This is a genomic window from Ruegeria profundi (assembly GCF_020171505.1).
GTDB lineage: Bacteria > Pseudomonadota > Alphaproteobacteria > Rhodobacterales > Rhodobacteraceae > Ruegeria > Ruegeria profundi.
This window is the reverse complement of record NZ_JAIUZS010000001.1, coordinates 572,277-586,750: the sequence shown is the minus strand read 5'-3', so window position 1 is coordinate 586,750 and position 14,474 is coordinate 572,277. Positions and strand designations below refer to the sequence as shown.

Here is a 14,474-nt window from a genome sequence, read left to right as displayed (position 1 = left end):
GGTCAGACCACAAACCGCACAAGGAGCAGCGACAAAACCAACCCCAGCAGAGCAAAGGCGATGCCGTAGCCAGCGGCATATTGTGCGATGTCTGCACCGCTGCCCTTGCGTTTGCGCGCAGTCATCGCCCCAAGGATTGCCCCCAGTATCGCCATTCCCAGAACTACGACCATGCGCTATCCGCCTCTGCTGTTGGCGGGTCCTTCGGCAACGTTTTGCATCAACGACCGGACCACTGTTTCCGAGCCGAACCCGTAGCGCGCCCACCCAAGACTGTCCAGTCTGACGGAACGTGCCTGAGCGGAACGCCCGGCCTGATTGAGCGCTTCGGATTTCAATAGCAGCAACGTCGCCAGTTGCGAGGCGTTCTCGGCCCGTGTCATGACGCCGATGGCTTTGTCCAGTTCGGGCAGAATCTCAGGCCCCTTGCCGCGTGCAAGGGCAAAAGCGGCAGTTTGGGTCGTTACATATGCCTGATGCACCTCGGTGCCGGGTGCGGCGCGCAGGTATTGCAAGGCAAGCTGATAGTGCTGCAAAGCCTTCTGCGGGTTGTCGAACTGGGCCATGCGTCCCATCACGTAATACGGATAGGCGCGACGGTGGTCGGTCCAACCTTGTTCCTGTCCGATTTGCGCGGCCCTCTGCGCGGCCCGCATGCGCCGTTGTGCGCTCACTTGCGGGCGCAGTGATTTCTGAATCGCATTAATCCATTCTCGGGGCGTGTCGGAAACTGGCTGCGCAGGCAGGGTGTTTCCGCGCGGGTTCAGACGGCTCAGCACGCCCGGCAGGACGGCTTCAACCTGTTCGCGCGTCATGCCGCTGCGCAACTCGGGCGCATAGACGGTGCGCAGAATCAGCATGTCAAACCCCGTCAGAACGGTGTGGATGTTATCATCGTTGAACACCGAATCCGGCAGATGATAGAGATCGTTCAGCGGCCCCAGCGCCTGTGCGACCTCTTCATGCAAGCAATCGCGTTTTTCCTGTGGACTGACGTCATACGGGACAAAAATGCCCAGGCGCTCGCGGCTGTTCAGGCGGCTCCAACTGCTTTTCTGTTTGCGGCGGTCGCGGCGATATTCCTCGAAACTCGAAGAGTTGGGCACTACGAAACAGGCGGCCTGCGGCAGAATTTCGTGGATTTGATCCTGGCTGACGGCCTCGATCGTGATGTTGGCGGTGCCGTCCGAGATTTGGCGGATGTCGATCCCAGCTTCGCGCCGCAGCCGGTTCAGCAACAGGGTGAGGTCCCGCTGCATCGAGGGCGTGGGCAAGCCGGTGAGACGTACGGTGATAGGCGTTTCAAACCGCGTGAAAACCGGCAATTGCGCGCCACCTTCCAGCGCAAAATGCAACGCCACGAAGTCTGACGCGATATTCGCGTTTGACCGGACCGGAGGCGTTGGCGACGCGCGCGCGAATGTCTTTGCCGGTGGCAACGTCTCTTCAATCGCCTTGACGCGGGTGGGAACTTCGACCGGTTCAACCGTTGCGCAGCCAGCCAACACTGCTGCGGCAAGAAGAGCGGCCCATCGTATCATGAGCGCTGGTACCGGATGAACGGTGTCTGCTTGCAGATGCGGTCATACAGCTTGCGGGCGGTATCGTTGAATTCCTGCGTCAGCCAATAAACCGATGAGGCGCGCTGACGGTCAGCTTCGTCATAAACAGCCTGAATAAGCGCACGCCCGACACCGGTGCCGCGCGCCTGGGGGCGCGTGAAAAGGTCCTGCAGATAGCAGACGTCTTCGATTTTCCAAGCGTGCCGGTGAAACAGGTAATGCGTCAGACCCAGCAATTCACCGTCGCGTTCCGCAACAAAGCAGGAAAAATCATGTGTATCGTCGCCGAGCAGTCGCGCGAATGTGGTGGCATACACCTCGTCCGAGACGGTGGTCTCGTAAAAGGCAAGATAGTCGTGCCACATCTCAGACCACTCTGGTCGGTCTTCGGGCCGCAACGCGCGGATGGTCAAAGTGTCAGCCAATCACAGTGTCCCGTTCTGTCCCGATCCAACCAGGCCCGGTTCGACCGGACCGCCACCTTCAATGCTGACAGCCAGACCCGTCCAACGCAAGCAGCGATCTGAATATGGCCTGCTGTTTAGCGTTTGCTGCGTGCCATAAAGGCAAGCCGTTCGAACAAGTGCACGTCCTGTTCATTCTTCAGCAACGCACCGTGCAGCTTGGGAAGGGCATTTACACCATCGCGTTTCAGGTCCTCTGCGCTCAGGTCTTCTGCCAACAACAACTTCAACCAATCCAACACCTCAGAGGTAGACGGCTTTTTCTTCAGCCCCTGTGTGTCGCGAAGCTCATAGAACTGTGTCAGCGCGGTGGTCAAAAGCGCGTCTTTGATACCCGGATGGTGAACCTCGACGATCCGACGCATGGTCGCCTCGTCCGGGAAGCGGATGTAATGAAAGAAACAGCGGCGCAGAAAGGCGTCGGGCAGTTCCTTTTCGTTGTTCGACGTGATGATGACGATAGGGCGGTGCTTGGCGCGGATCGTCTCACCCGTCTCATAGACGTGGAACTCCATTTTATCGAGCTCCTGCAACAGGTCATTGGGAAACTCGATATCGGCCTTGTCGATCTCATCGATCAGAAGAACAACTTTTTCATCTGCCTCGAACGCCTGCCACAGTTTCCCCTTACGGATATAATTCGAAACGTCATGCACACGTTCTTCGCCAAGTTGGCTGTCGCGCAGCCGGCTGACCGCATCGTATTCGTACAAACCCTGCTGCGCGCGGGTTGTCGATTTGACGTTCCATTCGATCATCTTCAGGTTCAGTGCCCCGGCCACCTGTCTGGCCAGCTCGGTCTTGCCGGTGCCAGGCTCACCTTTCACAAGCAGGGGCCGCTCGAGCGTTACGGCAGCGTTTACCGCGATAGTCAGATCATCTGTGGCGACATATTCTGCTGTGCCTTGAAAACGTGCGGTCATGGGCCCCTCGTGTGGTTTGGCGCGAACTGTGCTGTTCGGGTTACAGAGGGGCGATGATTTTGACAAGCGGGCCGCGACGTCCCGTGATCGGAAATTCACAGCGAGTCCATCTTTTTCTGGCGATCACAGAATTCTGACGTGCCATGACGGTCTTGTGCCGCCCAAATTTTGCCCGATATTTTCCACAGAAAAACAAGGTTTTGGTGTTCTGTGTCTCAATAACTAACAGGTCTGAGCCATAAAGTATCACGTTGACGTTTGTGTAGTGACATTCGCACGCGCGTCGGATACACGCTCCGCAGAAGGGGGTGCCAAATGTCAGGTGAAACATCAGCAACCGACGTCACTGGCTATACCGAGGGAGCAAAGATGAAGCAGGAAGTTTTTCTGCCGGAAGATTATCGCCCGGCCGAAGATGAACCTTTCATGAATGACCGCCAGCTTGAGTATTTCCGCCGCAAGCTGCTGGATTGGAAGAACGAACTTTTGGCTGGCAGCCGCGATACGATCGAAGGGCTACAGGACAACACACGCAACATTCCGGACGTTGCAGACCGGGCGAGCGAGGAAACAGACCGCGCCCTGGAACTGCGGACCAGAGACCGTCAGCGTAAACTGGTTGCCAAGATCGATTCGGCCCTGCGCCGCATCGAAGAAGGTGAGTACGGCTATTGCGAGATGACCGGCGATCCGATTTCGCTGAAACGTCTCGACGCGCGTCCGATCGCAACCATGACGCTTGAGGCGCAGGAACGGCACGAGCGCCGCGAGAAGGTGCACCGCGACGATTGATCGCTGCACAATTCTGGAAAACACGAACGCCAGGGCCTGTTGCTCTGGCGTTTTTGCGTTAAATCCACGCTATGAAACTTCAAGGCTTAAAGTTTAATGTCATTGGTGGTGGAATAGGGGGGCTGGCGTCGGGTTTGGCGCTGCGGCAACGCGGGGCGCAGGTCACGGTGCTGGAACAAGCCCCAGCCTTTAGCGAGGTCGGGGCGGGGTTACAGATAAGCGCCAATGGGTTTGCGGTTCTTCGCGCACTAGGTGTCGTGCAAGACGTGCCAGAGGACGCGCAAATTTCCCATGGGACGATCATACGGGATTATCGCGAGGGTCGCGTCATCAGCCGCATTCCTGCGCCCGACGCTGGACCGACCTACTACTATCACCGTGCGGACCTTCTTGACCTGCTGCATCGGGCGGCAACAGAGGCTGGCGTAGAAATTCGCCTTGGTGCGCGCGTGGTGCAGGTTCACGAACATCCTACCGAAGCCGAATTGGTGTTGGACACGGGCGAGTCTCTGCGCTGTGACTGCGCGATTGCGGCTGACGGGGGCCGCAGCGCCATACGCCCTATCCTGAACGGAGCAGAGACACCGCAGTTTACCAATCAAGTCGCATGGCGTGCTGTTATTCCTTGGGCGATCAGCGAACTGATGCCGTGCGCCTCGCTAACGATGGGGCCGGGACGTCACGTGGTGACCTATCCTCTGCGCGATCAACAGTTGATGAACGTGGTCGCGATCGAAGAACGTTCGGACTGGCAAGAGGAAAGCTGGCGTCTGCAGGGTGACCCCGACGAACTGCGCGCGCGTTTTGCAGATTTCGGAGGGAACGTGCGAGATATCCTGTCGGATGTGACCGAGACACACCTCTGGGCTTTGTTCCTGCGTCCCGTGGCGGAACACTGGCAGAACGGGCAGTTGGCCCTGCTTGGCGATGCCGCGCATCCAACGCTGCCCTTCATGGCGCAAGGGGCTTGTCTAGCACTCGAGGACGCCTGGGTGCTGGCGCAATCTTTTGAAGAGCAATCCGGAGTCGCACAGGCGCTGGCCGCGTATGAATCCCGCCGTCTTACAAGAACAAAAAAGGTGGTTGCCACCGCAGGGTCAAACGCGCGGAACTTTCACCTGCGCGGCCCAATGCGTCTTGCGGCACAAGTGGCGTTGAAGGCCATCGGCCCCCGGCTTTCCAAGAGATACGAGTGGATCTACGCCTACGACGCGACGGCCTGACGCCTTAAACGTCAAGATCGACCCAGACCGGAACGTGATCCGACGGTTTCTCGTGTCCGCGCACAGCGGCATCAATCTGGCAATCGCGCATTAGGTCTGCGGCCTGCGGTGTTAGCAAAAAGTGATCAATCCGGATACCGTCATTCTTGTTCCAGGCACCTGCCTGATAATCCCAGAATGAATAGTGGCCAGGACCCTGAACGCGTGCCCGGAAGGCTTCGGTAAACCCAAGGTTCAGGATTTTTCGAAAAGCCGCGCGGCTTTCAGGGCGAAACAAGGCATCCTCGCGCCAGGCGTCTGGATGGGCGGCGTCTTCGGCTTGCGGGATGATATTGTAATCACCTGCCATAAGCGCCGGCTCTTCGCTGGCCAAAAGATCACCTGCGCGGTGATAAAGCCGTTCCATCCAAGCAAGTTTATAGTCGTATTTCGGGCCCGGCACGGGGTTACCATTGGGTAGGTACAACCCGCAAATGCGCAAGGCGCTTTTGCCAATTACCGTGGCTTCGATCCAGCGCGCTTGCTCGTCCTCGTTATCTCCGGGCAGCCCGCGCGTCACATCCTCAAGCGGCAGCTTCGACAGGATCGCAACGCCGTTAAAGCTTTTCTGACCGTGGGTTTCGACGTTATACCCGCGTTCCTCGAACATCTCACGCGGAAAGTTTTCATCAACCGATTTGATTTCCTGCAATAAAACGACATCGGGCTGCGCCTCGTCAAGCCACCGCGGCAGAGCTTCGGCCCGCGCTTTGATGCCGTTAATGTTGAACGTGGCGATTTTCATGCGCGATCCTCCGAAGCCTTATGGCAACCTATCGCGCAGAACCGGCCCAACGGCAAGTCGAAGAGCGGGTTTGCGAGGCTCTGCCTCGCGCTCCGGGATATTTTTGGCCAAATGAAGTAACGAACCCTTAACTGTTTTGAGCAATAGAAGTTCTGCGGTACAGGCGGGGACGCCGATGACCGCGCCAGGTGAAGCTCTCCGGCGAAAGGGTCGGAGAGCGGACACCTGCTTCATCTGGCTGGAAATATCCTGGGGGTGTGGGGGCAAAGCCCCCGCTGGCGATTACATAGAAAAGGACGTACCGCAGCCACAGGAAGAGGTCGCGTTCGGATTTTCAATAACAAACCGCGCGCCGATCAGTTCCTGAGTAAAGTCAATAACGGCATTTTCAAGAAATGGCAGTGAAACCGAGTCGACAATGACCTTTTGCCCTTTGCCTTCCAATACAAGGTCGTCCTCCTTCGGTGTGTCCAGCGCGATTTCGTACTGAAAACCGGAACATCCGCCGCCTTCAACAGCGACCCGCAGGGCCTGACCCTGATCAGCGGCGCCAATTTCGGCCAACCGGTCAAAAGCGCGTTCTGTGACTGTTGGGGGCAGATTCATACCGGACTCCAAAGGTTTATTTCTCGACCACGCTACAATATATGAAACCTTAGGACAGGCGACAAGGATAAGACTTTTGGAAAGAGCGGGATTTGCCTCGGATCCGGGCCGCGCGAAGGGGCGGCTTGTGCCCGAGGAAGAAAGCAGTTTCCGATCATGTTTCCAGCGTGACAGGGACCGGATCATTCATGCCAGCGCGTTTCGGAGGCTCAAACACAAGACGCAGGTTTTTGTTGAGCATGAAGGGGACAGCTATCGAACCCGTCTGACTCATTCCATCGAGGTCGCCCAGGTGGCCCGCACGATTGCCGGTGCTTTGGGTCTGAACCCCGAACTAACCGAAGCTGTCGCATTGGCACATGATCTTGGACACACGCCTTTCGGTCATACCGGAGAAGACGCGCTGCACGCGCTGATGGAACCATATGGCGGATTTGACCACAACGCTCAGGCCATTCGTATCGTTACCAAGCTGGAACGCCACTACGCCGAATTCGATGGCTGTAACCTGACGTGGGAGTGCCTGGAGGGAATTGCCAAGCATAACGGCCCTGTAGTCGGTAGCTTGCCTTGGGCTTTGGCCGAATGTAACAGCACCTTCGATCTGGAACTGCACACGCATGCCAGCGCCGAGGCGCAGGTGGCGGCGCTGTCTGATGACATTGCTTACAATAACCACGATCTGCTGGATGGTTTGCGCGCCAATTTGTTCACCGATGAAGAAATCCGGGAATTACCCATCGTGGGAGATTGTTATGCCGAAGTAGACCGAAAATACCCCGGGCTTGACCCATACCGCCGCAGGCACGAGGCGTTGCGGCGTGTTTTTGGTGTCATGGTTTCAGACGTGATTGACACGTCGCGCAGCCTCATCGCCAAATCAGGCGCGCAACGTGTCGAGGATATTCGGAATCTGGGCTATTCCGTGATTCAGTTCTCAGTCGGCCTGTGGTCGCAGCTTAAAGAAATCCGGACGTTTCTGTTTTCGCGCATGTATCGCGCCCCCAGTGTGATGAAAGTCAGGGCCGAGGTCAGCAAAGTTGTTGAGGACCTCTTTCCGATCTACCTCGCTGATCCCAAACAGATGCCTACACGGTGGCACGGTGATATCGAGGCTGCCCAAGATGAAACTGCGTTGGCCCGGATTGTGTCGGACTATATTGCAGGAATGACTGACCGCTTTGCCCTTCAGGACCACAAAAGACTGACGGGCAGCTAGCTGTCCGAGAGCACCCAGACATGCCTGCATACGAACGAACGGCCCTGTTGTTGATGGCTATCCGGTCTGAAACTGACCGCTTCCATTGACCTTGCCGTGACGCGTGTTAAACCGCCCGACAAGCAAAAGGACATCTGAAATGAACCTGTTTTCCGAGATCCGCGGCCTTGTGCTGGACGCGCTGGCGCAGATGCAGTCCGAAGGTACACTGCCCGAGGGGCTGAACTTTGACAATGTGGCGGTCGAACCGCCGCGCGATGCGGCGCATGGCGATATGGCCTCAAACGCAGCAATGGTGCTTGCGAAACCCGCCAAGATGAAACCGCGCGAGATTGCCGATGTGCTGGCGGGAAAGCTGGCGGCGGATGACCGGATCACCAATGCCGAGGTGGCCGGGCCGGGGTTCCTGAACCTGCGACTTGCACCGACGGTGTGGCAGGGCGTTCTGGCGGCTGTGTTGGAAAAGGGCACCGACTATGGGCGCTCGACCATGGGCCATGGGCAGAATGTCAACGTGGAATATGTCTCGGCTAACCCAACCGGTCCGCTGCATGTGGGTCACACGCGAGGGGCGGTGTTTGGTGACGCGTTAGCCAGTTTGTTGGCCTATTCCGGCCATGACGTGACGCGTGAATACTACATTAATGATGGTGGCGCGCAGGTGGATGTGCTGGCGCGCTCGGCTTACGAGCGGTATCGCGAAGCCAATGGCCTGAGCCCCGAGATTGCCGAGGGACTTTATCCGGGCGACTACCTGATCCCGATTGGTGAAGCACTGAAAGAGAAATACGGCGACAGCTTGATCGACAAACCGGAAAGCGAGTGGCTGGAAGAGCTGCGCAACTTTGCCACCGACGCGATGATGGATCTGATCCGCGATGACCTGAAGGCGCTGGGCGTTGAGATGGATGTGTTCTTCTCGGAGAAATCGCTTTACGGCACCGGCAAGATCGAGGCCGCGCTGAAATCGTTGAGCGACAAAGGCCTGATCTACGAAGGCGTGCTAGAGCCGCCCAAGGGCAAAAAACCCGAAGACTGGGAACCGCGTGAGCAGACACTGTTCAAATCCACCGAACACGGCGACGACGTGGATCGCCCGGTCAAGAAATCGGATGGCAGCTGGACTTATTTCGCGCCAGATATCGCCTATCACTATGACAAGGTCACCCGCGGTTTTGACGCGCTGATCGACGTATTCGGTGCGGACCATGGTGGCTATGTCAAACGGATGAAGGCAGCCGTTTCGGCGTTGTCGGACGGCAAGGTGCCTCTGGATATTAAGCTGACCCAATTGGTAAAGCTGTGGAAGAATGGTGAGCCGTTCAAGATGTCCAAGCGGGCAGGGAACTTTGTCACCCTGCGCGACGTGGTGGATCAGGTCGGCCCGGATGTGACCCGGTTCGTCATGTTGACCCGCAAGAACGACGCGTCGCTTGACTTCGATTTTGACAAGGTGCTTGAGCAGAGCCGTGAAAATCCCGTGTTTTATGTTCAATACGCGCATGCCCGCGTCATGAGCGTGCTGCGCCGTGCTGCCGAAGCCGGTATCGCCGCCGATGACGCGACCCTTGCCAGCGCGGACCTGAGCAAGAACGACCACCCCTCTGAGCTGATGGTCGCCAAAAAGCTGGCGGAATGGCCGCGTCTGGTCGAAATCGCGGCGCGCACCAACGAGCCGCATCGCGTTGCCTTTTACCTGTACGAGCTTGCAGGTGATTTCCACGCGCTGTGGAACAAGGGGAACGACGAAACTCAACTGCGCTTCATTCAAGATGGCGATGTTGCCACAAGCCAGTCGAAAATCGCATTGGCCCGGGCTGTTTCTGTTGTGATTTCAGCAGGCTTGGGTATTCTTGGGGTCACTCCGGCGCAGGAGATGCGGTAACAAACTCCGCCCGACGCGTCGGTTCGAGGTAGGCAAGAAATGACCCGCGCGCCTTATTTTCCGGCGCGAAACGGGCGGTGAGGCGGACATGGCACGTTACGATTACGCGGGGCAGGCGCGCCCCGACCATATGCATTATACGAATCAACCGTATCCGCAGGATGGTTATGAGTATCCCGAGGATTTGCCGGACTATGATGAGGCACCGCGTGTTGCGGGGCTGGGTCGTATCCTGAACGCTATGGGAGCGGTTGCATCGCTGGCACTGGTCGCTGGGATTGGTGTCTGGGGCTACAAGCTTGTCATGCGGGACGTCAGCGGCGTGCCGGTGGTGCGGGCCATCGAAGGACCGATGCGAATTCAGCCTGAAAACCCGGGCGGAACGCCTGCGGATCACCAAGGGCTTGCTGTGAATACTGTGGCTGCAGTCGGGACTGCAGCGCCTCCGGCGGATAGGCTGATCCTTGCGCCCCGCCCGGTTTCTTTGGCGGATGAGGATATCCCGGTTGAACCCTTAAGTGCCACTCCTGCAGTGCATGTCGTGCAGGAAGAGATTTCCGATCAGGAAGCCGCGCGGTTGCGTCAGGGCAACGTGGATGCTCTGGTCGCTGAACTGGCAGGCGAGGCGGCAAAAATCGACAACACGACCGAAGATGGAGTGCAGCTTGCCGCACTGGTAACGCCCGAAGAAGAGCCTGCGATTGACCCTGCCGATCTGGCGGCGCTTCTGCCCGATCCAGAACTGGCAGCCCTGCCGGGTGTTCGCCGTTCGCTGCGGCCCATTACCCGCCCGGCGCGTTCCAGACCGAGTGGTTTTTCGACCAGCAAAAGCACTGAGGACGCGATCAACGCTGCCGTCAAGGCGGCGGTGGGTCTGGATGTGGACCCAAACACGCTGACCAAAGGCACAAGAATGGCCCAGCTGGGGGCGTATGAAAGCCCTGATGTTGCATCGGCAGAATGGGATCGTTTGAATGGTCGATTTGGTGAATATATGGTTGGTAAACAACGGGTTATACAGAAAAATTCACGTGGCGGGCGGACATTTTACCGCCTGCGCGTTGTCGGATTTGACGACCTGAGCGACTCTCGCCAGTTCTGTGCCGCGCTTGAGGCGCAGGGCGCTGATTGTATTCCGGTCGCCGCTCGGTGACGTTCGGCGCGGCAATCAGCGATGCGGAAGGTTTACGCCTGACGCCCGAAGAAAAAAGCCTGTTTCGTGAAATGAACCCCTTCGGGTTCATTCTGTTCGCCCGAAACATTGAGACCGCCGATCAGGTGCGTGCCCTCTGCGATGACTTCCGCAACGCTGTGGACCGCAACTGCCCTATCACGATCGATCAGGAGGGCGGCCGGGTTCAGCGCGCGCGCGGCCCTTTGGCGCGGGACTGGATGCCACCGCTTGATCACGTGCAGCGTGCCGGGGATCATGCCGAACGGGCCATGTATCTACGATATCGTCTGATCGCTCATGAACTTTTTGAGCTTGGCATTGACAGCAACTGCGCGCCGATGGTCGATCTGGCGCGCCAGGACACCCACGCGTTCCTGAAAAACCGATGCTATGGCTCTGATCCGAAAGTGGTTTCCCAGATCGGAAAGGCTGTCGCACAGGGGCATCTGGACGGGGGCGTTTTGCCGGTTCTCAAACATATGCCGGGGCATGGCTTGTCGACCTTGGACAGCCACCACGATCTGCCGCATGTGAGCCTGACGCAAGATGCGCTGGAACAGATGGATTTTGCGCCGTTCCGCGCCCTCAACACCTTGCCGATGGGGATGACCGCGCATTTGGTGTATGACGTTATCGACTCTCAGCCAGCTACGATTTCATCCACTATGGTCGACTTGATCCGCAACACAATCGGTTTTGACGGGTTGATCATGACGGACGATATCTCAATGAAAGCCCTCAGCGGCGCGCCCGAGGATATTGCGCGCAAGGCGCTGAGCGCCGGGTGCGACGTCGTATTGCATTGCAACGGATCGTTCGCCGCCCGCGAAAAGGTTCTGATTGCGGCCGGAGAAATGACAGCACAGGCACAGAAACGCGCAGAAAGGGCGCTGGCTATGCGTCAAAAGCCTGCGGAACTTGACATCCAAGCTGCCGAAGCGGAACTATCTGCCCTAATGGGCGGGCAGGTGAATGAACGATAACCTTTTCAGCGAAGACCCGGTCTCGGTCGCGGATCGCCTTGCGGCCGAAGCGCTGATTGTTGATGTCGACGGGTTCGAAGGCCCGTTGGACGTATTACTGACCCTATCCCGTACACAAAAAGTCGACCTGCGGAAAATCTCGGTCTTAGCGCTGGCGCATCAATATCTTGCCTTTGTGGAGAAGGCACGTGCACTGCGCATCGAACTGGCTGCTGACTATCTGGTGATGGCGGCTTGGCTGGCCTTTCTGAAGTCTCGCCTGCTGTTGCCCCCTGATCCCGATGACGAGGGGCCATCTGGTGAAGAGCTGGCCGCGCATCTGGCGTTTCAGCTTGAACGCCTTCAGGCCATGCGCGACGCCGCCGCACGTCTGATGGCGCGGGACCAACTGGGGCGCGATTTCTTCAAACGCGGGCAGGGTGAGGATGTCACTCGCATCCGCACGGTGACATATTCGGCCACTTTGCTGGACCTCATGCAGGGGTATGCGCGTATTCGTACACGTGACGAATTCCGCCCCTTTGTCATGGATCGCGATGCGGTGTTTACCATGGAGCAGGCGCTGGAACGGATGCGACCCCTGATTGGATTTGCTGGGACTTGGACGGATATGGAAACTTATCTGCCCCAAGGCTGGGATGCTGATCCAGTGCGTCGCAGGTCGGCCACCGCGGCGACGTTCGCGGCCTCGCTGGAACTGGTGAAAGAAGGACATATGGAGATCAAGCAGGCCAAAACCTTTGCCCCGATCCAACTGCGCAAGAGGACTGACAACCGTGATTGACGCCCCCGAAGACGAAGGCACCGGCACCCTGTTCGAAGCGCCCCCAATGGCAGAGCAGGAACGCATGGTCGAAGCCGTGTTGTTCGCCAGCGCCGAGCCGGTGACGATCGCCGATCTTGAGGCCCGTATGCCGCATGGTAGCGACGCAGCGCAAGCCGTTGAAATACTTCAGAAACGCTATGAGGGTCGCGGTGTTCGGGTCACCCGTGTTGGCGAAGCCTGGGCCATTCGAACGGCCCCGGATTTGGGATTTCTGATGCAAAAGGAAACGGTCGAGACTCGCAAGTTGAGTCGTGCCGCGATCGAGACGCTGGCCATCGTGGCGTACCACCAACCCTGCACAAGGGCTGAAATCGAGGAGATACGCGGCGTTTCGGTTTCGCGCGGGACCATCGATCAATTGCTTGAGATGGAGTGGATCAGGCTGGGTCGCCGCCGTATGACGCCGGGCCGTCCGGTGACGTTTGTGGTCACGCCGCAGTTCCTTGACCATTTCGGGCTTGAAAACGCCCGCGACCTGCCTGGGCTCAAAGAACTGCGTGCAGCGGGGTTGCTGGAAAACCGCCCACCGCCCGGCACTGTTCCGTTGGGCGAGGGACAGGAAATCGAAGAAGACGAAGATCAGACGGAGCTGTTCGAGGAAGAGTGATCAGCGGGGCCTTTTGTTGCCACACTGATCGCTTATGTTATGGCTCAGGAAATGGAGTTGAACTATGAACGCCAATCGGATCATTGACATGATCGTCCGTCAGGTCATGCGTCGCCTCATCAACAAAGGCGTCGACAAGGGCTTTGACGTGGCAAGCCGAATGGGTGGCGGGTCGGACCAAGGCACCGATGCACCCAAACGCGGCAACACCACAGGGCCGCGCCCGTCACAACAGCTGGGTCAGGCACGAAGAGTAACGCGTCAGATGCGTCGGTTCATGAAATTCTGATCAGTCAACTCTGAAGTGTTTGGAAAGCTTCAAGCCTTGACCCTGATAGTTTGACGCGATGCCCGAGCCATAAAGCTGCGTGGGCATCTCGGCCATTTTTTCATAGACCAGTCGACCGACGACCTGACCGTGTTCCAGAACAAACGGTGCTTCGTGGCAGCGTACTTCCAGCACACCGCGTGATCCCGCACCACCTGCTGCGGCGTGGCCAAAACCGGGGTCGAAGAAACCGGCATAATGCACCCGAAACTCACCAACCATGGCAAGATAAGGGGCCATCTCTGCCGCATACATGGGCGGGATGTGCACCGCCTCACGACTGACCAGTATATAGAATGCGCCGGGGTCCAGAATAATGCGACCTTCCGTTGTCCGCACCTCTTCCCAGTATTCCTGCGGGTCGTATTCGCCGATCCGGTCCAGATCGATCACGCCTGTATGTGGCTTGGCACGATAGCCGACAAGATCGGTGTCGGGCAGTTGCAGGTCGACGGAAAAGCCCAGCCCGTCCTGAATCACCGCCGGCCCGTCAACTAATGGCGAGTCGCTGTGCAACGCGGTCAGTTCCGCGTCGCTAAGCACGGCCTGACCTTGTCGGAACCGAATCTGGTTCAGCCGCATCCCCGGCCGGACCAGCACCGAGAAGGAACGGGGGCAGATCTCCGCGTACAAAGGACCAGCATAGCCCGCAGGCACGCGGTCGAACTCGGTACCTCCATCGGTGATGGTGCGGGTTAACAGGTCCAGCCGTCCGGTCGAGCTTTTGGCGTTAGCAACCGCGGTTACGCTTTTGGGCAGCGCGAGCGACTCCATCAAAGGCACCAGATAGACGCACCCTTTTTCAAGAACCGCCCCGTTCGAGATATCGATTCGGTGCATCTCAAACTCGGCCAGCCGATCAGAGACCGAGCGCCCTTCGCCTGCCAGAAACGACGCACGGACCCGGTAAGCGACTGTTCCCAAACGTAAATCAAGGCTTGCAGGTTGAACTTGTGCAGGGATCACCTCGGGGTTGGCGGTGATCTCACCACGCGCGATCATCGCTTCGATCTGCTGGTTCGGGCATACACCTGTCATTCCGATCCCCCCTGATGCCAGAGCGGGATCTGGCCTGTCTGCCATAAACGTCGGTGTGAT

General features: G+C 58.1%; 16 protein-coding genes. 9 read left to right on the top strand and 7 right to left on the bottom strand.

Going from position 1 to position 14,474, the window contains the following annotated elements; all coding sequences use genetic code 11:
• Positions 1-2 precede the first annotated feature (2 nt).
• The 4 genes from LCM21_RS02810 to LCM21_RS02795 form a co-directional block, all read right to left on the bottom strand.
• Positions 3-173 (bottom strand): hypothetical protein, encoded by a 171-nt coding sequence (locus LCM21_RS02810; protein ID WP_224889224.1) that lies wholly within the window; start codon positions 171-173, stop codon positions 3-5.
• 3 nt (positions 174-176) lie between these two features.
• Complete coding sequence (locus LCM21_RS02805) at positions 177-1,541, bottom strand: DUF2927 domain-containing protein (protein WP_224889223.1); 1,365 nt, start codon at positions 1,539-1,541, stop codon at positions 177-179.
• The gene (locus LCM21_RS02800; protein WP_224889222.1) at positions 1,538-1,987 is read right to left on the bottom strand and encodes a GNAT family N-acetyltransferase; all 450 of its coding nucleotides are present in this window, start codon (positions 1,985-1,987) and stop codon (positions 1,538-1,540) included. Before LCM21_RS02800 ends, LCM21_RS02805 begins: the two co-directional genes overlap by 4 nt.
• A gap of 116 nt (positions 1,988-2,103) precedes the next feature.
• The gene (locus LCM21_RS02795) at positions 2,104-2,949 is read right to left on the bottom strand and encodes an AAA family ATPase (protein WP_068331792.1); all 846 of its coding nucleotides are present in this window, start codon (positions 2,947-2,949) and stop codon (positions 2,104-2,106) included.
• A 369-nt stretch (positions 2,950-3,318) separates the two neighbouring features.
• Here LCM21_RS02795 and dksA point away from each other — a divergent pair, with 369 nt between their 5' ends.
• Positions 3,319-3,741, top strand: coding sequence for an RNA polymerase-binding protein DksA (dksA, locus tag LCM21_RS02790; protein ID WP_068332636.1), 423 nt, complete (start codon positions 3,319-3,321; stop codon positions 3,739-3,741).
• A 71-nt stretch (positions 3,742-3,812) separates the two neighbouring features.
• Positions 3,813-4,964, top strand: a complete 1,152-nt coding sequence (locus LCM21_RS02785) for an FAD-dependent monooxygenase (protein WP_224889221.1) — start codon at positions 3,813-3,815, stop codon at positions 4,962-4,964.
• A gap of 4 nt (positions 4,965-4,968) precedes the next feature.
• On the opposite strand, the gene xth is transcribed toward LCM21_RS02785, so the two are convergent.
• Together xth and LCM21_RS02775 are read right to left on the bottom strand one after the other, a co-directional pair.
• On the bottom strand, positions 4,969-5,748 hold the full coding sequence (gene xth, locus LCM21_RS02780) for an exodeoxyribonuclease III (protein ID WP_224889220.1): 780 nt from the start codon (positions 5,746-5,748) through the stop codon (positions 4,969-4,971).
• Between the two features lie 282 nt (positions 5,749-6,030).
• Entirely contained in the window at positions 6,031-6,354 is a 324-nt protein-coding gene (locus LCM21_RS02775; protein ID WP_068331783.1) for a HesB/IscA family protein, read from the bottom strand.
• A 76-nt stretch (positions 6,355-6,430) separates the two neighbouring features.
• Between LCM21_RS02775 and LCM21_RS02770 the strand changes: the two genes are divergently transcribed.
• The 7 genes from LCM21_RS02770 (at position 6,431) to LCM21_RS02740 (ending at position 13,337) form a co-directional block, all read left to right on the top strand.
• Positions 6,431-7,573, top strand: coding sequence for a deoxyguanosinetriphosphate triphosphohydrolase (locus LCM21_RS02770; protein WP_224889219.1), 1,143 nt, complete (start codon positions 6,431-6,433; stop codon positions 7,571-7,573).
• A 139-nt stretch (positions 7,574-7,712) separates the two neighbouring features.
• A complete protein-coding gene (gene argS / locus LCM21_RS02765) occupies positions 7,713-9,458 on the top strand; it encodes an arginine--tRNA ligase (RefSeq protein ID WP_224889218.1) in 1,746 nt (581 codons plus the stop codon).
• 88 nt (positions 9,459-9,546) lie between these two features.
• Entirely contained in the window at positions 9,547-10,611 is a 1,065-nt protein-coding gene (locus LCM21_RS02760) for an SPOR domain-containing protein (protein ID WP_224889217.1), read from the top strand.
• The gene (gene nagZ / locus LCM21_RS02755) at positions 10,608-11,615 is read left to right on the top strand and encodes a beta-N-acetylhexosaminidase (protein WP_224889709.1); all 1,008 of its coding nucleotides are present in this window, start codon (positions 10,608-10,610) and stop codon (positions 11,613-11,615) included. The genes LCM21_RS02760 and nagZ overlap by 4 nt, the downstream gene beginning before the upstream one ends.
• Entirely contained in the window at positions 11,605-12,399 is a 795-nt protein-coding gene (locus LCM21_RS02750; RefSeq protein WP_224889216.1) for a segregation and condensation protein A, read from the top strand. Before nagZ ends, LCM21_RS02750 begins: the two co-directional genes overlap by 11 nt.
• Positions 12,392-13,048, top strand: coding sequence for an SMC-Scp complex subunit ScpB (gene scpB, locus LCM21_RS02745; protein ID WP_224889215.1), 657 nt, complete (start codon positions 12,392-12,394; stop codon positions 13,046-13,048). The genes LCM21_RS02750 and scpB overlap by 8 nt, the downstream gene beginning before the upstream one ends.
• Positions 13,049-13,112: 64 nt before the next feature.
• Positions 13,113-13,337: a hypothetical protein gene (locus tag LCM21_RS02740; RefSeq protein ID WP_224889214.1), complete on the top strand. Its 225-nt coding sequence runs from the start codon at positions 13,113-13,115 to the stop codon at positions 13,335-13,337.
• On the opposite strand, the gene LCM21_RS02735 is transcribed toward LCM21_RS02740, so the two are convergent.
• Positions 13,338-14,414, bottom strand: coding sequence for a 2'-deoxycytidine 5'-triphosphate deaminase (locus tag LCM21_RS02735; protein WP_224889213.1), 1,077 nt, complete (start codon positions 14,412-14,414; stop codon positions 13,338-13,340).
• Between the last annotated feature and the right edge of the window lie 60 nt (positions 14,415-14,474).

Coding starts and splice junctions, on each gene's coding strand:
- LCM21_RS02810 (WP_224889224.1), bottom strand. CDS start 173: ATGGTCGTAGTTCTGGGAATGGCGATACTGGGGGCAATCCTTGGGGCG.
- LCM21_RS02805 (WP_224889223.1), bottom strand. CDS start 1,541: ATGATACGATGGGCCGCTCTTCTTGCCGCAGCAGTGTTGGCTGGCTGC.
- LCM21_RS02795 (WP_068331792.1), bottom strand. CDS start 2,949: ATGACCGCACGTTTTCAAGGCACAGCAGAATATGTCGCCACAGATGAT.
- dksA (WP_068332636.1), top strand. CDS start 3,319: ATGAAGCAGGAAGTTTTTCTGCCGGAAGATTATCGCCCGGCCGAAGAT.
- LCM21_RS02785 (WP_224889221.1), top strand. CDS start 3,813: ATGAAACTTCAAGGCTTAAAGTTTAATGTCATTGGTGGTGGAATAGGG.
- xth (WP_224889220.1), bottom strand. CDS start 5,748: ATGAAAATCGCCACGTTCAACATTAACGGCATCAAAGCGCGGGCCGAA.
- LCM21_RS02775 (WP_068331783.1), bottom strand. CDS start 6,354: ATGAATCTGCCCCCAACAGTCACAGAACGCGCTTTTGACCGGTTGGCC.
- argS (WP_224889218.1), top strand. CDS start 7,713: ATGAACCTGTTTTCCGAGATCCGCGGCCTTGTGCTGGACGCGCTGGCG.
- LCM21_RS02760 (WP_224889217.1), top strand. CDS start 9,547: ATGGCACGTTACGATTACGCGGGGCAGGCGCGCCCCGACCATATGCAT.
- LCM21_RS02750 (WP_224889216.1), top strand. CDS start 11,605: ATGAACGATAACCTTTTCAGCGAAGACCCGGTCTCGGTCGCGGATCGC.
- LCM21_RS02740 (WP_224889214.1), top strand. CDS start 13,113: ATGAACGCCAATCGGATCATTGACATGATCGTCCGTCAGGTCATGCGT.
- LCM21_RS02735 (WP_224889213.1), bottom strand. CDS start 14,414: ATGACAGGTGTATGCCCGAACCAGCAGATCGAAGCGATGATCGCGCGT.